The sequence below is a fragment of the Pseudarthrobacter linnaei genome, assembly GCF_055412825.1.
In genome coordinates this window covers 88988-111403 of record NZ_JBVAYX010000002.1, presented here as the reverse complement: position 1 = coordinate 111403, position 22416 = coordinate 88988, and the positions used below count along the sequence as shown (strand labels likewise).

Here is a 22416-nt window from a genome sequence, read left to right as displayed (position 1 = left end):
CACAAACCGGCATATGCTGACCGTGGAAACCCTGTTTACTGCAGGAAATCCGGTACCCGTGGATGGCAGAACAGCTGGGGATGATGCCCGTTATGGCAAACGACGTACGGATTGAACAGCTGTGGATCCCCGATTCGCTGGACGGACCGGACGCCGCCGACTTCATTGCCGCCGTCGAAGTGGGCCGCAAGGTGCGCATGCAGACCTGGGGAAGCGACGACCTCGCCTACGCGCCGCAGGAGAAACTGCTGGAACTGGCAGACCCCTACGAGCGCCAGGTGATGCTCGTGGCCAGGATCGGCGGGGAAATCGTCGGAACCGTTGACATTGCTCTGCCTCTCTCCGAGAACCTCGACCTGGCCGAATTTGCCCTGGACATCCTGCCGGAGTTCCAGGGCCGGGGCGTGGGCCGGCAACTGCTCGAAGCCGCGGAGCACTTCGCACGCGATGAGGGCCGTCACACCATCCTGATCGAGACGAACCATCCGAGGTCCTCGTTGGGTGACAGTGAGGCCGGTCAACTGGTCCCCGGCACAGGCCTCGGCTTCGTACCCGTGGACAGCAGGGAGGTGGAGTTCGCCCGCCACAGCGGCTACACCCTCCAGCACATCGAACAGTTCAGTGCCTGTGCGCTGCCGATGGACAGCGGGCTCGTGGAGGAGCTGCAGACCGAGGCCGAGGAAGCCAACGGCGGCCGCTACCGCCTGCACCATTGGACGGACCGGTGCCCGGAGCAGTGGCTCGGGGCGGTCGCGGCGTTGGAAAACAGCGCGGGCGAAGACGGCGTGCCCGGCGTCGACGATACCGACATGGTGTTCGACGGCGGCATCCTCCGTGAGGCGGAAGACGTCGCCATCGCGCAGGGCCGGCGGACGGTGGTTACCGCCATCGAACATATCGACAGCGGTGACCTCGTTGGTCTGACGACCATCAGCGTCCTTGCGTTGCGCCCCGACGTCGTGTTCCAGGACGACACGGTGGTGCTGCGGGAGCACCGGGGCAACAAACTGGGCCTGCTGATCAAGGTCGCGAACATGGAGCGGCTCTCCGAGCAGTTCCCGGACGCCCGGGTGCTCTACACCTGGAACGCGCCCGAAAACCGATACCTGCTCAAGGTCAACCAGCAGCTCGGGTTCGCTACCGCCGGCGTGACGGGGATCTGGCAAAAGGAGCTCCCCAACTTCGGCCCCAGGAACAGCTAAACGAAGCCCGGGGCGCCCGATTTGGAGCAGACGCCCCGACTCGCGTAAGCTGGGGGAACCAAAGACCGTCGGTTGTTGGAAATTCACTCTCCCAAGCAAGACTCACTTCTGCAGTCGCGCCGGGAGAGCCAGTGGATCTCCAGACGAAGGACCCTGAACATAGGGCGGCCGGCGCAGGTGAACGAAGCAAAGCTCCGCAGTCATGGACTGCGTCGAGACAAGCCCCGTGCATCTGCGCGGGGCGTTTTTTAGTTTGTAGCTCTTTTGAGCGGGGACCGGGAAATACCGGCACTATCCCCGGAAGGAGGGTTATGGCAACGCCTAGCAAGGTTTCAGCAGTAGCTGAGATCACTAACGATTTCAAGGAATCGAACGCCGCTGTCCTGACCGAATACCGCGGGCTCACCGTTGCACAGCTCAAGCAGCTGCGTGTCTCTCTCGGCCAGGACACCAAGTTCTCGGTCGTCAAGAACACCCTGACCGCTATTGCAGCCAAGGAAGCTGGTGTCGAAGCATTCGACGGCCAGCTCGCCGGCCCCACTGCAATCGCTTTCATCAAGGGTGACGCAGTTGCCGCTGCCAAGAGCCTCACGGATTTTGCCAAGACCAACAAGCAGCTGGTTATCAAGACCGGTTACTTCGAGGGCAAGGCACTGAACGCCACCGAGGTTGCTGCCCTGGCAGCACTCGAGTCCCGCGAGCTGCAGCTCGCCAAGGTTGCAGGCATCCTCAAGGCTCCTGCTGCCGCGGCTGTGCGCATCATCGACGCGCTGCGCCTCAAGCTTGAAGAAGAGAACGGTGCTCCGGCTGAAGCCGAGGCGCCTGCCGCTGACGAAGCTCCGGCCGACGCAGCAGCTGAAGCTCCGGCTGACGCTGCCGCTGAAGCTCCCGCCGACGCCGCAGCCCCCGAAGAGAACTAACTCTCTAAACCAGACTCCGGTGCGAAGGCACGGCTCCGGCCGCCGAGCACCACTATAGGAAGGACGCCACACCATGGCGAAGCTCACCAACGAAGAGCTCATTGCAGCTTTCAAGGAACTGACCATCATCGAGCTCTCTGAGTTCGTAAAGCTCTTCGAAGAGACCTTCGAAGTTACGGCTGCTGCTGTTGCAGTTGCCGGCCCCGCTGCCGGCGGGCCTGCCGAAGAAGAAGAGCAGACCGCATTCGACGTCATCCTGGAGCACCCGGGCGACAAGAAGATTGCAGTCATCAAGGAAGTTCGCGCTATCACTTCCCTGGGCCTCAAGGAAGCAAAGGACGTTGTTGACAGCGCTCCGAAGGCCATCCTCGAAGGTGTCACCAAGGAAGCTGCCGAGAAGGCTGTTGCACAGCTCGAAGAAGCCGGCGCTCGCGTTACCCTCAAGTAACTCGCCGCTTCAGGAACTGTCCGGGAACCACGCGTTCCCGCTCCGCTCCAGAAACCCCGTCCACTCCGGTGGGCGGGGTTTCCTGCGTTCAAGGCTGGATAAACTTAGCGGCTCCACGGCCTGACGGAGCTGGCGGGCGCTCCACCGGCCGCCCGCCCCTGCAACAGCAACGCGGGGTCACTTACGGCCCATCCCAGGCGGCGGGATGGGCCGTAAGTGACCCCGCGTTGTTTTGCTAACCCGGGGGAGGAGTTAACCCGGCAGGGCTAAATGGCTTCATGGGCCGGTTGGCTAGCTGGCCCGGGGTCAGTTGGGTTCGGAGATGTCCGCGACGACGGCAGCGAGGGCGGCGGTCAGGGCGTCGGCGTCGATGAAGGCGCTGAGGCCGTGTTCTCCGGCACCCATCGATATCCTGCGCCCGGTGATGGTCCGGTCCGCGTACACGGGCCAGGCCACGGCGCTTCCGAGCGGGGTGATCGTGCCGCGCTCGTAGCCCGTGGCGGCCAGGGCCATGTCGGCCGACGGAAGGGACAGCTTGTTCACCCCGACCAGCGCTCGGAGCTTCGGCCAGGAAATCTGCCGGTCGCCCGGAACAGGGCGAACAGGAAACTGCCGTCCTTGTGTTTGACCACCAGGGACTTCACGATATCCCCGGGCCCGATCCCCAGGATCCGGGCCGCCTCCTCCAGGCTGTTCGCCGCCAGGCGCTCCACGAGCTGGACGCTGAGGCCGCGGGCGGCGGCGTCAGCCAGGAACCGCTCCCGGCCGGCGGCGCCACCACCGGTGCGACCACCGCCACCGCTACCGGCCGGGACCTGCCCAGGCATCACGGGGTCCGGCATGGCGCTCAGTCGCGGTACAGCAGGAGTGCTTCGCCCTGGCCGCCGCCGCCGCAGAGAGACACCGCGGCTTTGCCGGCGCCGCGCCGCTTCAGCTCGTGCGCCGCGTGCAGGGCAAGCCGGGCGCCGGAGGCGCCGATCGGGTGGCCCACGGCGATCGCGCCGCCGTGGATGTTGCACTTCTCCAGCGGGTAGTCGAGGTCCTTGAGTGACTGGACGGCGACGGAGCCAAACGCCTCGTTGATCTCGATGAAGTCCAGGTCCGCGGCGGACCAGCCGGCCTTGTCCAGCGCGCTCTTGATTGCGTTGGCGGGCTGGGAGTGGAGTGAGTTATCCGGACCGGCCACCTGCCCGGGTTTCCCGACGACGGCGAGGTACTCCAGGCCGTTGTCCTCGGCAAACTTCCGCGAGGACAGCACGAGGGCGGAGGCGCCGTCGGACAGGGGAGAGGAGTTGCCGGCGGTGATGGTGCCGTCGGTGGCGAACGCCGCCCGCAGCCCGGCCAGGGACGTGACGGTCGTGTCCGGCCGGATGCCTTCATCCGCGGCCAGGATGACAGCGTCCCCCTTGCGCTGCTTCACGCTGATCGGGGCGATTTCGCCGTCGAAGACCCCGTCCTTGGCGGCACGCGCGGCGCGCTGGTGGGACGCGGCCGCCACCTCGTCCTGGGAGGTGCGGTCGATGCCCAGCGTCAGGTTCCTGGTCTCGGTGGACAGGCCCATGGACTGCCCGTCGAAGGCGTCGGTCAGGCCGTCATGGGCCGCGACGTCGAGCGCCTGGATGGAGCCGTAGGTCCAGCCCTGCCGGGAGCCGGGGAGCAGGTGCGGCGCGCGGGTCATCGACTCCTGGCCGCCGGCGACGACGACGGCGGCGTCGCCGCTGCGGATCATCCGCGCCGCATCGATCACCGCGGTCAGCCCGGACAGGCAGACCTTGTTGATGGTCAGGGTGGGAACGTTCCAGCCGAGGCCGGCGCCGATGGCGCTCTGGCGGGCGGGGTTCTGGCCTGCCCCGGCCTGCAGCACCTGGCCCATGATCACCGAGTCCACCTGATCGGCCTTCACCCCGCTGGCGGCCAGGGCCGCGCTGATGGCGTGCGCGCCGAGCTCCACGGCGGTGAAGCTGGCGAGCTGCCCGTTGAGGCGTCCCTGGGGCGTGCGGGCGGCGGCGAGGATGACAACATCATTGTTGTCTGCAGAGTTGCTCATGGTTTTCTCTTCCGATCTTGATCGATGTACAGCAAGGCTATCGTGGCCCCAGTCGCCGGGCCATCCGCCGCCCCCGCCGCCGGCGAAGCGGGGCCGCGCCCCGCGGGCGTGATACCCGATCCGGGCACCGGGGCCAGTGCTTGCAATCCCGGGCGAAGTGGGGTAGACAAGTAGGTTGCTTTGCCGTATTGTAGATATTTGCGTCTTCCCTGTTTACCTTCAGCCTTCATATAGCGGTGGGCTTAGCCTGGCAGCTGGGCCATCAATGTGCCGTCAACAACGGCACCAGCATGGTCAGCGCGGGTCCCGGGTCATATAGCGGAACCGGATTGGTAGCACTGCGGAGTCACTCCGCAGGGTCCATAACGGGGGAGATCTGAAAACGCCTGAAGGTCTGTGGAAGGATCCCTCTTGGTCGCCTCGAGCACCTCTAATGTAAACAACGCTGCAACCGCTATCAATGCCGACAGCACCGACGGTGCAACCCGCCGGCTCTCATTCGCAAAGATTCACGAACCTCTTGACGTTCCGAATCTGCTTGCCCTGCAAACGGACAGCTTTGACTGGCTGGTCGGAAACGAACGCTGGCAGGCACGCGTAGCCAAGGCCGTCGAAGAAGGCGACCTCAGCGTCGCCACCTCCTCGGGTCTGTCCGACATCTTCGAAGAGATCTCCCCGATCGAGGATTTCCAGGGCACCATGTCCCTGAGCTTCTCGGAGCCGGAGTTCGCTGATCCGAAATACACGATGGCTGAGTGCAAGGACCGGGACGCAACGTACTCGGCTCCGCTGTACGTCAAGGCCGAATTCATGAACAACAACACGGGCGAAATCAAGCAGCAGACCGTGTTCATGGGTGACTTCCCGCTGATGACCGAGAAGGGCACCTTCGTCGTCAACGGCACCGAGCGTGTCGTTGTCTCCCAGCTGGTCCGCTCCCCGGGCGCCTACTTTGAGCGCACCGCCGACAAGACCAGCGACAAGGACATCTTCACCGCGAAGATCATCCCGTCCCGCGGCGCCTGGTTCGAACTCGAAATCGACAAGCGCGACCAGGTCGGCGTTCGCCTCGACCGCAAGCGCAAGCAGTCCGTCACGGTGCTGCTGAAGGCCCTCGGCTGGACCGAAGGCCAGATCCTCGAAGAGTTCGGCCAGTACGACTCCATGCGCGCGACGCTGGAGAAGGACGCCACCGAAACCCGCGAAGATGCCTTGCTGGACATCTACCGGAAGCTGCGACCGGGCGAGCCGCCCACGGTCGAGGCTGCCCAGTCCCTGCTGGACAACCTGTACTTCAACTCCAAGCGCTACGATCTGGCCAAGGTTGGCCGTTACAAGATCAACCGCAAGCTCGGCATCGACCGCTCCCTTGGTGACAAGGAAGCGTCTGTCCTGCACGTTGAAGACATCGTCGCCATGATCAAGTTCCTCGTTGCCCTGCACGCCGGTGAGAAGACCCTCACGGGCAAGCGCGACGGCCAGGACCACGAGCTGCGCGTTGAGATCGATGACATCGACCACTTCGGCAACCGCCGCATCCGCGCCGTCGGCGAGCTCATCGAGAACCAGGTCCGCACCGGCCTGTCCCGCATGGAGCGCGTTGTCCGCGAGCGTATGACGACCCAGGACGTCGAGGCCATCACGCCGCAGACGCTGATCAACATCCGCCCCGTCGTGGCAGCGATCAAGGAGTTCTTCGGAACCTCCCAGCTGTCCCAGTTCATGGACCAGAACAACCCGCTGTCGGGTCTGACCCACAAGCGCCGCCTGTCGGCGCTTGGCCCGGGTGGTCTGTCCCGTGACCGTGCAGGCATGGAAGTCCGAGACGTTCACCCGTCGCACTACGGACGTATGTGCCCCATCGAAACCCCTGAAGGCCCGAACATTGGCCTGATCGGTTCGCTGGCTTCCTACGGACGGATCAACCCGTTCGGTTTCATCGAGACCCCGTACCGCCTGGTGGCGGAGGGTGTTGTCTCCGATGAGGTCGAGTACCTCACGGCCGACGACGAAGCAGAGGTCCTGATTGCACAGGCCAACGCTCCGCTCGATCCGAACAAGAAGTTCGCCGAAGAGACCGTCCTGGTCCGCGCCCGTGGTGGTGGAGGCGAGCCCGTGCTGGTCCCCGCCGGCGAGGTCGAGTTCATGGACGTTTCCCCGCGCCAGATGGTGTCCGTGGCTACCGCCCTGATCCCGTTCCTAGAGCATGACGATGCCAACCGCGCACTTATGGGTGCCAACATGCAGCGCCAGGCCGTGCCGCTGGTCCGTTCCGAGGCGCCGTTCGTCGGTACCGGCATGGAACGCGCCGCAGCCGTCGACGCCGGTGACGTCACCATCGCGAAAAAGGCCGGTGTGGTCACCGAGGTTTCCGCCGAGCTCGTCATCATGCTCAACGACGACGGCACGGAAACCAACTACCGCATCAACAAGTTCGCCCGCTCCAACCAGGGCAACTGCTACAACAACCGCGTTCTGGTCAGCGAAGGCCAGCGCCTGGAGGTCGGCGGCATCATCGCTGACGGCCCGGCAACGGACCAGGGCGAACTGGCCCTCGGAAAGAACCTGCTCGTGGCATTCATGTCATGGGAAGGCCACAACTTCGAGGATGCCATCATCCTGTCCCAGCGGATCGTGGCCGAGGATGTTCTTTCCTCCATCCACATCGAGGAGCACGAGATCGATGCCCGCGACACCAAGCTTGGTGCCGAGGAGATCACCCGTGACATCCCGAACGTGTCCGAGGAAGTCCTGGCAGGCCTGGACGAGCGTGGCATCATCCACATCGGTGCCGAGGTTGAAGCCGGCGACATCCTGGTCGGAAAGGTCACGCCCAAGGGCGAGACCGAGCTGACCCCGGAAGAGCGCCTGCTGCGCGCCATCTTCGGTGAGAAGTCCCGCGAAGTGCGCGACACCTCCCTGAAGGTTCCGCACGGCGAGTCCGGCACCGTCATCGGTGTCCGCGTCTTCGACCGCGACAACGACGACGAGCTGCCCCCGGGCGTCAACCAGCTGGTCCGCGTCTACGTCGCTGCCAAGCGCAAGATCACCGACGGCGACAAGCTCGCCGGCCGTCACGGCAACAAGGGCGTCATCTCCAAGATCCTCCCGATCGAGGACATGCCCTTCATGGCCGACGGTACCCCCGTTGATATCGTCCTGAACCCGCTGGGTGTCCCGGGCCGTATGAACGTCGGCCAGGTGCTGGAAACGCACCTCGGCTGGGTTGCCAAGACCGGCTGGAAGATCGAGGGCGAGCCCGAGTGGGTCAAGCAGCTGCCGAACCTGCCGCGCGAGAGTGGCTCGACCACTGTTGCAACGCCGGTCTTCGACGGGGCGCGTGAAGAGGAAATCACTGGTCTCCTCGATTCCACCAACGTCACCCGCGACGGTGTCCGCCTGATCAACTCCTCAGGCAAGACCCGGCTGTTCGACGGCCGCTCCGGCGAGCCGTTCCCGGATCCGATCTCGGTCGGCTACATGTACATCCTGAAGCTCCACCACCTGGTGGACGACAAGATCCACGCGCGCTCCACCGGCCCGTACTCCATGATCACGCAGCAGCCGCTGGGTGGTAAGGCACAGTTCGGTGGCCAGCGCTTCGGTGAAATGGAAGTGTGGGCGCTCGAAGCCTACGGCGCCGCGTACACGCTTCAGGAGCTCCTCACGATCAAGTCCGATGACATCCATGGTCGTGTGAAGGTCTACGAGGCCATCGTCAAGGGCGAGAACATCCCCGAGCCGGGCGTTCCTGAGTCCTTCAAGGTCTTGATCAAGGAAATGCAGTCGCTGTGCCTGAACGTGGAAGTTCTTTCCACGGACGGAACCACAATTGAAATGCGTGACTCTGATGACGCAGTCTTCACGGCTGCGGAAGAACTGGGCATCGATCTGTCTCGTGCAGAGCCCAGTTCCGTAGAAGAGGTTTAGCAGAGGGTGCACGACGGCGGGTTCCCACCCGCCGTCGTGCCTCCCCTCCCTCTTCCCGTAACCCAAGACTTCAGAATTTAGAGAACAAGAGAGAACAGGGACCATATGTCCAGCGAATCCTCCTTCGGCCTCATGCAGATCGGCCTCGCCACCGCGGAAGACATCCGTGGCTGGTCTTACGGCGAGGTTAAGAAGCCGGAAACCATCAACTACCGCACGCTCAAGCCTGAGAAGGACGGCCTCTTCTGCGAGAAGATCTTCGGCCCGTCCCGCGACTGGGAGTGCTACTGCGGTAAGTACAAGCGCGTGCGCTTCAAGGGCATCATCTGCGAGCGGTGTGGCGTTGAGGTCACCCGCGCAAAGGTCCGCCGTGAGCGCATGGGCCACATCGAGCTGGCCGCCCCGGTCACGCACATCTGGTACTTCAAGGGTGTTCCGTCCCGCCTGGGCTACCTCCTTGACCTGGCACCGAAGGACCTCGAAAAGGTCATCTACTTCGCCGCCTACATGATCACGAGCGTCGACGCCGACAGCCGCCACGAAGAACTGCCCAACCTCCAGGTTGAGCACGACATCGAGAAGAAGCAGCTGATCGACAACCGCGACTCGGACATCGCCACGATCGCCCGCGACCTTGAGAACGAGGTTGCCCGTCTCGAAGGTGAAGGCGCCAAGGCTGCCGACAAGAAGAAGGCCCGCGACTCCGCTGACCGCCAGATGGCTAACGTCCGCAAGCGCGCGGACGCTGAAATCGAGCGCCTCGAGCAGGTCTGGGACCGCTTCAAGAACCTCAAGGTCGCTGACCTTGAAGGCGACGAAGGCCTGTACCGCGAACTGCGCGACCGCTACGGCATGTACTTCGAAGGCTCCATGGGTGCCGAAGCGATCAAGAAGCGTCTTGAAAACTTCGACATGCAGGCCGAGTCGGACATGCTCCGCGACATCATTGCCAACGGCAAGGGCCAGCGCAAGACCCGCGCCCTGAAGCGGCTCAAGGTGGTCAACGCGTTCCTGACGACCAACAACAGCCCGCTAGGCATGGTGCTGGACGCCGTCCCGGTGATCCCGCCGGAACTGCGCCCGATGGTCCAGCTGGACGGCGGCCGCTTCGCGACCTCCGACCTTAACGACCTCTACCGCCGTGTGATCAACCGCAACAACCGCCTCAAGCGCCTGCTTGATCTCGGTGCTCCGGAGATCATCGTCAACAACGAGAAGCGCATGCTTCAGGAAGCCGTTGACAGCCTCTTCGACAACGGCCGCCGCGGCCGTCCGGTCACCGGACCGGGCAACCGTCCGCTGAAGTCCCTGTCCGACATGCTCAAGGGCAAGCAGGGTCGTTTCCGCCAGAACCTCCTGGGTAAGCGCGTTGACTACTCCGGCCGTTCCGTGATCGTCGTCGGCCCGCAGCTGAAGCTGCACCAGTGTGGCCTGCCGAAGCAGATGGCGCTGGAGCTCTTCAAGCCGTTCGTGATGAAGCGCCTGGTTGACCTCAACCACGCCCAGAACATCAAGTCGGCCAAGCGGATGGTTGAGCGCTACCGCCCGCAGGTCTGGGATGTCCTCGAAGAGATCATCACCGAGCACCCCGTGCTGCTGAACCGTGCACCCACCCTGCACCGTCTCGGCATCCAGGCGTTCGAACCGCAGCTTGTTGAAGGCAAGGCAATCCAGCTGCACCCGCTGGTTTGTGGCGCCTTCAACGCCGACTTCGACGGCGACCAGATGGCAGTGCACCTGCCGCTGAGCCCCGAAGCCCAGGCTGAGGCCCGCATCCTGATGCTCTCCTCGAACAACATCCTGAAGCCCTCTGACGGCCGTCCGGTGACGCTGCCTTCGCAGGATATGATCATCGGCCTCTACCACCTGACCACCAAGCGTGTCGGTTCAGCTGGCGAGGGCCGGATCTTCTCCTCCGTCGCGGAAGCCATCATGGCGTACGACCTGCACGAGCTGCACCTGAACTCCCAGGTCAAGATCCGGCTTGAGGGCTTTGTCCCTTACGCCGGCTGGGAAGCTCCGGAAGGCTACGAGCCGGGTCAGACCGTGCTCGTCCAGACCTCCCTGGGCCAGGTCCTCTTCAACGAGACGCTTCCGGCGGACTACCCGTGGGTTGAGAACGTTGCGGACAAGGGCGAACTGTCCACGATCGTCAACGATCTCGCCGAGCGCTACCCGAAGGTGGTCACGGCGGCAACGCTGGACAACCTGAAGGATGCCGGTTTCTACTGGGCCACCCGGTCCGGTGTCACCGTCGCCATCTCCGACATCGAGGTGCCCAAGGACAAGCCGCGGATCCTCGCCGGTTACGAGACCATGGCTGCCAAGATCCAGGGCCAGTACGACAAGGGCCTGATCGACGACGACGAGCGTCGCCAGGAACTGATCGAGATCTGGAACAAGGCAACCAACGAGATCGCCCAGGCGATGCGTGACAACCTGTCCCCGATGAACACGATCAACCGCATGGTGTCCTCCGGCGCACGTGGTAACTGGATGCAGGTCCGGCAGATCGCGGGTATCCGTGGCCTGGTGGCCAACCCTAAGGGTGAGATCATCCCGCGTCCGATCAAGTCCTCGTACCGCGAGGGCCTGTCGGTGCTGGAATACTTCATCGCCACGCACGGTGCCCGTAAGGGTCTGGCCGACACCGCGCTGCGTACCGCCAACTCGGGTTACCTGACCCGTCGTCTGGTGGACGTGTCGCAGGATGTCATCGTTCGCGAAGAGGATTGTGGCACCGAGCGCGGTCTGATGACCGCCATCGCGGTCGCGGACTCCAACGGCGAGCTGGTCCTGGACGAGAACGTCGAGAACAGCGCGTACGCCCGTACCCTGGCCGTGGATGTCGTTGACTCCAAGGGCAAGGTCCTGGCAGCGGGCGGCACTGACTGCGGCGACGTCGTCATTGCTGAACTGTTCGCCGCCGGCATCACCGAGGTCAAGGTCCGCTCCGTACTCACCTGTGAGTCCAGCGTCGGCACCTGCGCCCTGTGCTACGGCCGTTCGCTGGCCACGGGTAAGACCGTCGACATCGGTGAGGCAGTCGGCATCATCGCCGCACAGTCCATCGGTGAGCCGGGTACCCAGCTGACCATGCGTACGTTCCACACCGGTGGTGCTGTGTCCTCCAGCGGCGGCGACGACATCACCCAGGGTCTGCCCCGTATCCAGGAGCTCTTCGAAGCCCGTACTCCGAAGGGTGTCGCACCGATTGCTGAAGCAGCCGGCCGCATCACCATCGAAGAGTCCGAGCGGCAGATGCGCCTGGTCATCACCCCGGATGACGGATCCGAAGAGATCGCCTACCCGGTGCTGCGCCGTTCACGTCTTCTCATCGAAGACGGCGAGCACGTCAGCGTCGGCCAGAAGCTCATCAACGGTCCGGTCGACCCCAAGCAGGTTCTGCGCATCATGGGTCCCCGTGCCGCGCAGAAGTTCCTGGTCGACGAGGTCCAGGGCGTGTACCGCAGCCAGGGCATCGGTATCCACGACAAGCACGTCGAGGTTATCGTCCGCCAGATGCTGCGCCGCGTCACGGTCATCGAGTCCGGCGAATCGGACCTGCTGCCCGGCGAGCTCGCCGAGCGCAGCCGCTTCGAAGATGCCAACCGCCGTGTTGTGTCCGAGGGCAAGACGCCGGCTTCCGGCCGGCCCGAGCTCATGGGCATCACCAAGGCGTCCCTGGCGACCGAGTCCTGGCTGTCCGCAGCTTCCTTCCAGGAGACCACCCGCGTCCTGACGCAGGCGGCCATGGAAGGCAAGAGCGATCCGCTGCTCGGCCTCAAGGAAAACGTCATCATCGGTAAGCTCATCCCGGCCGGCACGGGTCTCCCGCGCTACACCGAGGTCACCGTGGAGCCCACTGAAGAAGCAAAGGCCAACCTGTTCACCGGCCCCAGCGCGTTCAGTGACTTCTCCTACGATTCCCTGGGCGGCGACGGAGCTCCTGAGTTCCACGCCATCCCGCTGGATGACTACGACCTGGGCAGCGACTTCCGCTAACCGCTAAAGCAACGCGGGGTCACTTACGGCCCAATCCGCACCTTGGATTGGGCTCAAAGTGACCCCGCGTTGCTGTTTAAGGGCGGTGCCGGACGGGCAGGGTTCCGCGCCGATTAAGGGCCGGGACCTGAGCGTGTTAGACTTGAGACTAATTGTTATTGTGGCAGTGGATGAGTGCGCCGGTAGAAGCTGAGAGGCTGAACCAGGTCGACGTTTCCGGTTTGCAGGGTTCTTGTGCAACGTATGCCACATTTTCGCATGCCTAGGGGCATTCCAGGATAAAAGTCCGTGGGCCCCGGCGTGCGGTCCGACTATTAAGGCTTCGCCTCAGCTGCTCTGGAGAACTTCAAAGCTCGAGCGGCGGGGCGCAGCGACAAGAGAGCGGCTGCCAACGGCCGCTCCGGATAAAACGGAGAACACGAGAGTGCCTACGATTAACCAGCTGGTCCGCAAGGGCCGCACGCCTAAGGTCAAGAAGACCAAGGCCCCCGCGCTTAACGGCAGCCCGATGCGCCGCGGTGTTTGCACCCGCGTGTACACGACGACCCCGAAGAAGCCGAACTCGGCTCTGCGTAAGGTTGCACGTGTGCGCCTCAACGGCGGCGTTGAAGTTACCGCGTACATCCCCGGTGTAGGCCACAACCTGCAGGAGCACTCCATTGTGCTCGTCCGTGGCGGCCGCGTTAAGGACCTTCCGGGTGTCCGTTACAAGATCGTCCGTGGCGCCCTCGATACCCAGGGTGTCAAGAACCGTAAGCAGGCTCGTAGCCGCTACGGCGCAAAGATGGAGAAGAAGTAATATGCCTCGCAAGGGTCCGGCCCCCAAGCGGCCGCTAGTTCTAGATCCCGTTTACGGCTCCCCGCTGGTCACCCAGCTGATCAACAAGGTGCTCGTCGACGGCAAGAAGTCCACCGCCGAGCGCATCGTTTACGGTGCACTCGAAGGTGCTCGCGCCAAGTCCGGCGGCGACCCGGTTGCAGCCCTCAAGAAGGCCATGGAAAACGTCAAGCCTTCCCTCGAGGTCCGCTCCCGCCGCGTCGGCGGCGCCACCTACCAGGTTCCGGTTGAGGTCAAGCCGGGCCGCTCCACCGCACTCGCACTGCGCTGGCTGGTTGGCTACTCGAAGGCCCGCCGCGAGAAGACCATGACCGAGCGCCTCCAGAACGAGATTCTGGATGCCTCCAACGGTCTCGGTGCCGCTGTGAAGCGTCGCGAAGACACCCACAAGATGGCCGAGTCCAACAAGGCCTTCGCACACTACCGCTGGTAATACTTCCCGGACGCCGCCGGCTCCACCGAGCCGGCGGCGAACGTGCAGTCCATCCGAAAGGGAGACACCGTGGCACAGGACGTGCTTACCGACCTTAGCAAGGTCCGAAATATCGGCATCATGGCCCACATTGATGCCGGCAAGACCACTACTACCGAGCGCATTCTGTTCTACACAGGTGTGAACCACAAGATCGGCGAAACGCACGACGGCGCTTCGACGACTGACTGGATGGAACAGGAAAAGGAACGCGGCATCACCATCACGTCTGCCGCCGTGACCTGCTTCTGGGAAAACAACCAGATCAACATCATCGACACCCCCGGCCACGTGGACTTCACGGTTGAGGTTGAGCGCTCGCTGCGCGTCCTCGACGGTGCCGTTGCCGTGTTCGACGGCAAGGAAGGCGTGGAGCCGCAGTCTGAGACTGTTTGGCGCCAGGCTGACAAGTACAACGTCCCGCGCATCTGCTTCGTCAACAAGATGGACAAGCTCGGCGCTGACTTCTACTTCACCGTCGACACCATCATCAGCCGCCTCGGTGCCAAGCCCCTCGTCATGCAGCTGCCGATCGGCGCCGAGAACGACTTCGTCGGCGTCGTCGACCTGCTCTACATGCGTGCGCTGGTCTGGCCCGGCGACTCCAAGGGTGACGTCACCATGGGGGCCAAGTACGAGATCCAGGAGATCCCGGCTGACCTCAAGGAAAAGGCCGAGGAGTACCGCGCAACGCTCATCGAGACCGTTGCAGAGTCCTCCGAAGAGCTCATGGAGAAGTACCTCGAAGGTGAAGAAATCACCGAAGACGAGCTCAAGGCCGGCATCCGCAAGATGACGATCAACTCCGAGCTCTACCCGGTCTTCTGTGGCTCCGCGTTCAAGAACCGCGGCGTCCAGCCGATGCTTGACGCCGTCGTGGACTACCTGCCGAACCCGCTCGACGTCCCGCCGATGATCGGTCACGATCCCCGCGACGAAGAGAAGGAACTGACCCGCAAGCCTTCCTCCGAGGAGCCGTTCTCGGCTCTGGCGTTCAAGATTGCAACGCACCCGTTCTTCGGTCAGCTCACCTTCATCCGCGTGTACTCCGGTCACGTGGAAGCAGGCGCCCAGGTGGTCAACTCCACCAAGGGCAAGAAGGAGCGCATCGGCAAGCTGTTCCAGATGCACGCCAACAAGGAAATGCCCGTTGACGGCGCTACCGCTGGCCACATCTACGCAGCGATCGGTCTGAAGGACACCACAACGGGCGACACCCTGTGCGACTCCAGCAACCAGATCGTCCTTGAGTCCATGAGCTTCCCGGAGCCCGTGATTTCTGTTGCGATCGAGCCGAACACCAAGGGTGACCAGGAGAAGCTCTCCACGGCCATCCAGAAGCTCTCCGCTGAGGACCCGACCTTCCAGGTCTCCCTCAACGAAGACACCGGTCAGACCATCATCGCCGGCATGGGCGAGCTCCACCTGGACATCCTGGTGGACCGCATGCGCCGCGAGTTCAAGGTCGAAGCCAACGTGGGCAAGCCCCAGGTTGCGTACCGCGAAACCATCAAGCGTGCTGTAGAGCGTCATGACTACACGCACAAGAAGCAGACCGGTGGTTCGGGCCAGTTCGCGAAGATCCAGATCGCGATCGAGCCGCTGGACACGTCCGACGGCGAGATGTACGAGTTCTCGAACAAGGTCACCGGTGGCCGTATTCCGCGCGAATACATCCCCTCGGTCGACGCCGGCATCCAGAGTGCGCTGAACGACGGCGTCCTGGCCGGTTACCCGGTTGTCGGCATCAAGGCCACGCTGATTGACGGCGCGTACCACGATGTTGACTCCTCGGAAATGGCGTTCAAGATCGCTGGCCGTATGGCTTTCAAGGAAGCCGCACGCAAGGCGAACCCCATCCTGCTCGAACCGCTGATGGATGTCGAGGTCCGCACCCCTGAGGAATACATGGGTGAAGTTATCGGTGACCTCAACTCCCGCCGTGGCCAGATGCAGTCCATGGAAGATGCCCAGGGCGTCAAGGTCATCCGCGCGCACGTCCCGCTGTCCGGCATGTTCGGCTACATCGGTGACCTGCGCTCGAAGACCCAGGGCCGCGCTGTGTACTCCATGACGTTCCACAGCTACGCCGAGGTCCCGAAGGCTTATGCCGACGAGATCATCCAGAAGAACCGCGGCGAGTAGTCTCCACGGCTCTCGCAGCAACGAACTCGGGTGCATCTTCGTCAACGGAGATTCACCTGGTGCAGGTGGCCGGCTCCGGCCTCGCCGGCCGGCCATCTGCACCGACAGACTCGAGGGACTAGTATTGGTTCCTGAATCTGCAATTTCATCAATCCAAAGCCCCCCAAGTAGACTTACTGAGGTTTCGCCGCGACAAGCGCGGTCGAAGAGTAAGTCATTTGAAAACGTTCTAGGAGGAACCTGTGGCAAAGGCAAAGTTCGAGCGGACTAAGCCGCACGTCAACATCGGCACCATTGGTCACGTTGACCACGGTAAGACGACGCTGACGGCCGCTATTTCCAAGGTGCTGTACGACAAGTACCCGACACTCAACGAGCAGCGCGACTTCGCGTCCATTGACTCTGCTCCCGAAGAGCGTCAGCGCGGCATTACCATCAACATCTCCCACGTTGAGTACCAGACCGAGAAGCGCCACTACGCACACGTAGACGCTCCGGGTCACGCTGACTACATCAAGAACATGATCACCGGTGCTGCACAGATGGACGGTGCAATCCTCGTGGTTGCCGCCACTGACGGCCCGATGGCTCAGACCCGCGAGCACGTCCTGCTCGCCCGCCAGGTTGGTGTCCCCTACCTGCTGGTTGCACTGAACAAGTCGGACATGGTCGATGACGAAGAGCTCCTCGACCTCGTCGAAATGGAAGTTCGCGAGCTGCTTTCGGCTCAGGGCTTCGATGGCGATGAGGCTCCGGTCGTTCGCGTCTCCGGCTTGAAGGCTCTCGAAGGCGACCCTGTTTGGGTCAAGTCCGTCGAGGACCTCATGGAAGCTGTCGACAACTCTGTGCCGGACCCGGTACGTGACCGCGACAAGCCGTTCCTGATGCCGATCGAAGATGTCTTCACGATCACCGGCCGTGGCACCGTTGTTACGGGCCGCGCCGAGCGTGGAACCCTCGCGATCAACTCCGAGGTCGAGATCGTCGGCATCCGCCCGGTCCAGAAGACCACGGTTACCGGTATTGAGATGTTCCACAAGCAGCTCGACGAAGCATGGGCCGGCGAGAACTGTGGCCTCCTGCTCCGCGGTCTGAAGCGTGACGATGTCGAGCGTGGCCAGGTTGTCGTCAAGCCGGGTTCCATCACCCCGCACACCGACTTCGAGGCTAACGTCTACATCCTCTCCAAGGACGAAGGCGGGCGTCACAACCCGTTCTACTCCAACTACCGCCCGCAGTTCTACTTCCGCACCACGGACGTAACCGGCGTTATCACCCTGCCGGAAGGCACGGAAATGGTTATGCCAGGCGACAACACTGAGATGACCGTTGCGCTCATCCAGCCCATCGCCATGGAAGAGGGCCTCGGCTTCGCTATCCGCGAAGGCGGCCGCACCGTTGGTTCGGGACGCGTTACCAAGATCCTCAAGTAATACCTGTCGATCTGAGTTAGACCTCTGATCGGGTGGCCGTCTGACGGTTCCCGTGAAGCAAAGAACAGCCCCGCTGCACCCGCAGCGGGGCTGTTCTTTTTCGCCCCGGGTTCCCTGCCCCGGGTTCCCTTCCCCGGGCGGCGGGACTCTTTCCTGCCTGCGCGTTTGCCGCACGTTGCTCGATCGAAAGGTTCGCCGCCGGATCCGGCGGGGCCGCGGACCTGGGTGTCGGCACAAACACCGACTGGCGGCTGTGGCTGATCGGCAGCGGCGCGACCGGCGGGATCGCCGAGAAGGTCCTGAGCGGACCGTCCGCACCTACGGCCACCATTCCCTGGCAGCCGTCGGGCCAACTGCCGGGCAGGCTTTGCCCGCCGACCGGGAGAGATACCCGACGGCGGCCCCGGCGAGCTGCCCGCGGCGATCCAGACGGACCGGTGGCTGCGGCGGCGGGCCACGATGCGGTTCGACACGGTCCCGCTGGTCGTGGAGGATCCCGGCCCGGGAGCGGGCCCTGTGGACAGGCATCCGCTGACTGTCCACCGGTGCTATATTTCATCTAGTCATTGGATTTACAGGAGCTGGGCGGGTACGGACAGCCGGAGTCACGAAGGATGTTCATGTCGACCGCTGTCCACCCCCTGCTGGTAATACTCCTGGTCGCGGGCGCCCTCCTGCTGGGCCTCCGCTGGGGGAGGGCGCGGGAACGCCGTCGTGCCTCCGACGCGAACAACCAGGCCTTCGCGGGCGGCTTCCGCGACGGGCACCTCCACGGCTGGCGGGACGCCCAGGCCGCCCGGGAGCCGGTGGCCCAGGCCGCCCGGGAGCCGGTGGCGGCGGCCGTCCCGCCGGCTGCGGCGGCTCCACCGCTCGCCCCGCCAGGTCGGCCAACACCGCCGGTCCAGGCTGCCTCGGCGCTCCGGAACCGGCCAACACAGCCGGTCCGGCCTGAAACGCGTGATCAGCACTGGCCCCCGCCGGTGCAGCGGCCCGCTGCGCCGCAGGTGGCCTCGCCGCCGCCTGTTCCTCGGGAGTCCGACGCGGACCGGGCTGCCCGGAAGGAGAAACGGGACCGGCAGAACATTAACATCACTCTCTACGTCGCCAGCCTCCTGCTGGTGGCTGCCGGTGCCCTGTTCATCGGCACCGGCCTCCCGGCAGTCCTCCGCTTCGCCGGCGTTGTGGCCATCACCGCGGTGTTCTATGCCGGCGGTCTGATCCTCCATGCGAAGGCCCCGCGGCTCAGGCCGGCCGCCGTCGCCTTCGCCGGAACCGGCCTGGCCCTGATCCCGGTGGTCGGTCTGGCCATGTACAACTTCACCCTTCCCGACGGCCCCGCCGCCTGGCTGGTCACCTCGTTCATCGGCACCGTGGCCTATGTTGGTGCCGCCGTCCGGATGGACAGCAGGATTCTCGCCTACCTGTCCCTGACGTTCGTCGTGTCGACGGCGTGGTCCGGGATTTCGACCGTGGGCGGAGCCCTGATCTGGTACTTCGCGGCGCTGATCGCCATCGCGGTCATCTTGACGCTGCTAGCCCTGACCCGTCCCCGCTGGATGCCGTCGGTGTTCCTCAAACCGCTGATGGACCTGCATCCGTTCGTGGTCCCCTCCGTCGCAGCCGCTGCGACCTTCCTTCCGATGCTGCTCGGACCGGGCGAGTACGCGTTCATTATGTTCCTGAGTGGAACCTACTTTGCCCTGATGGCGGCGCTCCCGCAGAGCCGTTTCCGGGTCGGCCAATACTACGGCGCGCGGGTCAGCCTTACCGTGGCGCCGGCGGCCGCGGTCTGGGCTGCGAGTGACAGCCTGCCGTGGATGGTGCTGACCGCCCTCGTGCTGGCAGCGCTGCAGTCCGTGCTGCTGGCGTCCGGGCTGACGGTGCTGCCGGCCGCGCTGCTGGGGTCGGCCGGCCGCCGGCGGGCGGACGCCCTCGGCACCTTTGGACTGCAACTGCTCCTGACCGTGCTGTGGGGCGTGGCCACGGTGTTCGTTGCCGCTGTCGGCACTACAGCCGACCCCGCCGTCGACGTGCCAGTGTGGCTGCCGCTGTTGCTGGCGCTGCTCACCGGGATGGCCCTCGCCGCGGGACTGGGAGGGCCGGCGGAGTGGGCCCCGGTGGCTGCGCTGCTGGTGGCGGCGGCCTTCGGCGGACGTTCCGGCGTCTGGAGCCCGGCAGTGTTCCTGTTGCTGGCCGCGCTGTTCTGGGCCGTGCGCTCCAGGCCGCCGGCGGAGCCCCTGCGCCGGTACTTCGTGCTCGCCGCCCGCATCGCAGCCACGCTGGCCGTTCCGGCGGTGGCCGCGGCGGTGACCGGCGGCGGCGCTGTTCCGGTGCTGTCCGCTTTCCTGCTGGCTCTCGTGCTGCAGCAGCTCGCCACGGCAGCCATGGTCAGGGCGGGCGTGCCGTCGCTGGCCCCGGACGCGAGCCTGGCGGCGTTCTCCCTCGCGGCACTCCCCGTCCTCGCCGCGCTGGCCCTCGTGGACGACTCGCCGGGGCGAACGCTCGCCGGCGCCGGCGTCGTGCTCCAGCTCCTCATGTCCCTTGGCATCGGCTGGGCATTCTCCGGGGAAACTGCGGCAGGGACGCCCTGGCGGTCCGGTGTCCGTGAACTGCTGCCCCTGGGCATGGCGGCGGCGCTGGCCGGGCTGGCTTTTGCCGGGGTCTCGCCGGGGAGCGGCAACATCAGCCTGGCCCTGACAGTGCTCTACCTCGTGGCAACGGCGCTGCGCCGCAGTGCGCTGCAGCAGCGGTGGGGCTACTGGTGGATGGCCCGAGGGGCCGGCACCGTCCTGGTATTGACGGGTTTCCAGCAGCTGCGGCAGGAAACCGGTCCGCTGCTGCTCGGCGGCGAGGAGCTCATGGCTGCGTCGCTGCTGGTGCTGGTGCTGGGGCTGCAGCTGGCTTTCCCAATGCTGGCCGAGCGCCGGCGCCGGGCCCCCTACGGCGTGGTCGCCGACGCCGCCGCGGTGCTGGTGCTGCAGGCCGCCGCCCTGGCTGTCCTCACGGCGTCCGGCCTCCAGTACCGGCCCGCCGGGGGCTGGCAGCTGACCGCGGCCGTCGTCATGCTGGCCCTCAGCGCAACGGCGGCGGGGTTCGTGCTGCGAACCCGCCCGCGGACGGCAGTGTTTGCCCCGGCGGTGCTGACGATGCTGCTGCTGGCCCGTGCGGGGTCGGCGCTCGACACCGAGCTGGTTCTGGGCATCTTTGCAGCCTTCAGCGCTGCGATGGTGGTGGCCTGCAGCTCCCGCACCGCCAAGGGCGGATACTTCGCGTCGGCCCGGGTGCTGACCCTGGCGCTGGCGCTCGTCCTGAGCTACGACGTGACGGTCTCGGCCACCGCCGTAGCGGTGACCGTCGGGCTGGTCCTCGCAGCCCAGCACGTGATCCGCTGGCTGATGCGGCACCGCCTGACGGAAGTCCCGTTCCAGCAAGCAGCGGTGTGGATCACGCTCGCCGCCCAGACGGCGCTTCCGCTCGGTTACCTGGCGGCGGCGCCGGACGACGGCGGCCGCTGGGTCCTCCTGCTGCACGCGGCCCTGCTGCTGGTCTCCGCAGCGGCGGCCAGCCGTGTGTTTGCGGCCCGCGGGGCCGCCTACCTGACGGTCTATGCGGCCGTGTTTGGCGCCGTGGCGCTGGGGCCGCTGGTCCAGTTCGACGGCGGCACCCCTGCCGGCGGTCTGCTGGACTGGCCTGTCCTCAGCCACGAGGGCGTCGTGGTGATGCTGCTCGTGCTGTCGCTGGCCGCCACCGCCGCCGGGCTGCGGTTCCGGCGGAATGCGCGGGCCGACGTCGAACGCTGGCTCTGGCTGGCCGGAGCCGGTGCATTCGTCCTGACTGCCCTGGTCCTCGCTCCGCTCGCCGCTGACGGGCTGACCGGGGCGTCGGTCCTGGTGCTGGCAGCGGTCTGTTTTGCGGGGTCGCACCTGGAGCGGTGGCCGGCGCTTTACGTGCCGGCGGTGGCGGCGGCCCTGTCCGGTGGCACACTGTCGGCTTCCGTGCTGCTCGAAGCCGTGCCGGGTGCCTGGGGCAGCTACCTTCCCTGGCTGGCGGGCTGTGCTGCGTCGGCGGCGGCACTGTATGCCGTCCGGTGGCTGCGCCGCGAACCGCTGGCCGACGATCCGGTCCGCCGTTGGTCGCTGGTGTCGGCAGCGGTCCTCGGTTTTGGCCTCGCCGCGGCCGCCGGGCTGCGGTGGGACGGGACAGCGTGGGCCGGGGCTGCGCTCGTGGCCGCCACCGCCGCGGTGTGCTGCGCCGAAGCGCCGGCGAGAGCCCGCAGGGCCGGTGCGGAACTGGGACTCTTCGCCACGACGGCGGCGGTGCAGCGGGCGGTGCTGTTCACCGGACTCGACGCACGCTCCGGCGGGCCCGACGTGTTCTGGACCCTGCAGTGGTACGTGCTTCTCGCCGGAGTGCTGGGAGCCCTGCGCCTGGCGTCCGGGAACCGCAATGCGGGCAACCGCAGGACAGGGCGGGTGCTGTTGTCGGGCGGCGCCGGGCTGCTGACGCTGTCCGGGCTGGGGATCATCCTCGGCGGTGATGCGGGGCAGCAGCTGTGGATCCTGGCCCTGCTGGCCGTGCTGCTCATGGCCGGGCTGGCCTTCGGCGAACGGCGGTTTGTCTGGTGGGGTGCGGCAGGAGTGGCGCTGTGCATCATGTGGGCGATGCGCCAGTACACCTTCGCGCTGCTGGCCCTCATTGCCGCGGCCCTGATCGTGCTGGCGGTCTGGAGGCTGAACCGCAGCAAGCCCGTGGCTGACGAGCCGGCACCGCACCGTGAGCCGGCGGACCATAGTTGACCGGGGCGGGGCGCTGATATCGTTGCTCCCAACGAAGGGAGCTCACAATGGGCTGGTTGATTTTCCTGCTGGTGGCCGTTGCCGTCGTCGCCGCTGTTTTTTGGGCCAAGAAGCACTTCCGCGACGAGATCGAGCGGGCCAAGCGCATTAACCGGGCCAACCGGGACAAATAACGCGCCA

At 65.1% G+C, this 22416-nt stretch carries 12 protein-coding genes and 1 pseudogene; 11 read left to right on the top strand and 2 right to left on the bottom strand.

Annotated features, from left to right (window positions below; all coding sequences use genetic code 11):
• The first annotated feature begins 92 nt into the window (after positions 1-92).
• From ACZYZ3_RS02405 to rplL, 3 genes are all read left to right on the top strand, one after another.
• Positions 93-1202, top strand: coding sequence for a GNAT family N-acetyltransferase (locus tag ACZYZ3_RS02405; RefSeq protein ID WP_463962249.1), 1110 nt, complete (start codon positions 93-95; stop codon positions 1200-1202).
• A gap of 311 nt (positions 1203-1513) precedes the next feature.
• Complete coding sequence (gene rplJ / locus ACZYZ3_RS02400; protein WP_463962248.1) at positions 1514-2122, top strand: 50S ribosomal protein L10; 609 nt, start codon at positions 1514-1516, stop codon at positions 2120-2122.
• Between the two features lie 73 nt (positions 2123-2195).
• Complete coding sequence (rplL, locus tag ACZYZ3_RS02395; protein ID WP_463962247.1) at positions 2196-2570, top strand: 50S ribosomal protein L7/L12; 375 nt, start codon at positions 2196-2198, stop codon at positions 2568-2570.
• 306 nt (positions 2571-2876) lie between these two features.
• Here rplL and ACZYZ3_RS02390 read toward each other — a convergent pair.
• Both ACZYZ3_RS02390 and ACZYZ3_RS02385 read right to left on the bottom strand, forming a co-directional pair.
• Positions 2877-3397 (bottom strand): annotated as a pseudogene (locus ACZYZ3_RS02390) (aminoacyl-tRNA deacylase).
• A 20-nt stretch (positions 3398-3417) separates the two neighbouring features.
• Positions 3418-4617, bottom strand: a complete 1200-nt coding sequence (locus tag ACZYZ3_RS02385; RefSeq protein ID WP_463962246.1) for an acetyl-CoA C-acetyltransferase — start codon at positions 4615-4617, stop codon at positions 3418-3420.
• Positions 4618-5028: 411 nt separating this feature from the next.
• Between ACZYZ3_RS02385 and rpoB the strand changes: the two genes are divergently transcribed.
• From rpoB to ACZYZ3_RS02345, 8 genes are all read left to right on the top strand, one after another.
• Entirely contained in the window at positions 5029-8547 is a 3519-nt protein-coding gene (rpoB, locus tag ACZYZ3_RS02380) for a DNA-directed RNA polymerase subunit beta (protein ID WP_463962245.1), read from the top strand.
• A 105-nt stretch (positions 8548-8652) separates the two neighbouring features.
• Positions 8653-12552 carry a DNA-directed RNA polymerase subunit beta' gene (locus ACZYZ3_RS02375; RefSeq protein ID WP_463962244.1) on the top strand — a complete coding sequence of 1300 codons (3900 nt, stop codon included), beginning with the start codon at positions 8653-8655 and terminating at the stop codon, positions 12550-12552.
• 424 nt (positions 12553-12976) lie between these two features.
• A complete protein-coding gene (gene rpsL / locus ACZYZ3_RS02370) occupies positions 12977-13351 on the top strand; it encodes a 30S ribosomal protein S12 (RefSeq protein WP_011692814.1) in 375 nt (124 codons plus the stop codon).
• A gap of 1 nt (position 13352) precedes the next feature.
• Positions 13353-13823, top strand: coding sequence for a 30S ribosomal protein S7 (gene rpsG / locus ACZYZ3_RS02365; RefSeq protein ID WP_011692813.1), 471 nt, complete (start codon positions 13353-13355; stop codon positions 13821-13823).
• A gap of 69 nt (positions 13824-13892) precedes the next feature.
• Positions 13893-16007 (top strand): elongation factor G, encoded by a 2115-nt coding sequence (gene fusA / locus ACZYZ3_RS02360; RefSeq protein WP_463962243.1) that lies wholly within the window; start codon positions 13893-13895, stop codon positions 16005-16007.
• A gap of 242 nt (positions 16008-16249) precedes the next feature.
• Positions 16250-17440, top strand: coding sequence for an elongation factor Tu (gene tuf / locus ACZYZ3_RS02355; protein WP_069949303.1), 1191 nt, complete (start codon positions 16250-16252; stop codon positions 17438-17440).
• A gap of 620 nt (positions 17441-18060) precedes the next feature.
• On the top strand, positions 18061-22236 hold the full coding sequence (locus tag ACZYZ3_RS02350) for a hypothetical protein (RefSeq protein WP_463962242.1): 4176 nt from the start codon (positions 18061-18063) through the stop codon (positions 22234-22236).
• A gap of 47 nt (positions 22237-22283) precedes the next feature.
• Positions 22284-22409 (top strand): hypothetical protein, encoded by a 126-nt coding sequence (locus tag ACZYZ3_RS02345; protein WP_282379773.1) that lies wholly within the window; start codon positions 22284-22286, stop codon positions 22407-22409.
• Positions 22410-22416: the final 7 nt, after the last annotated feature.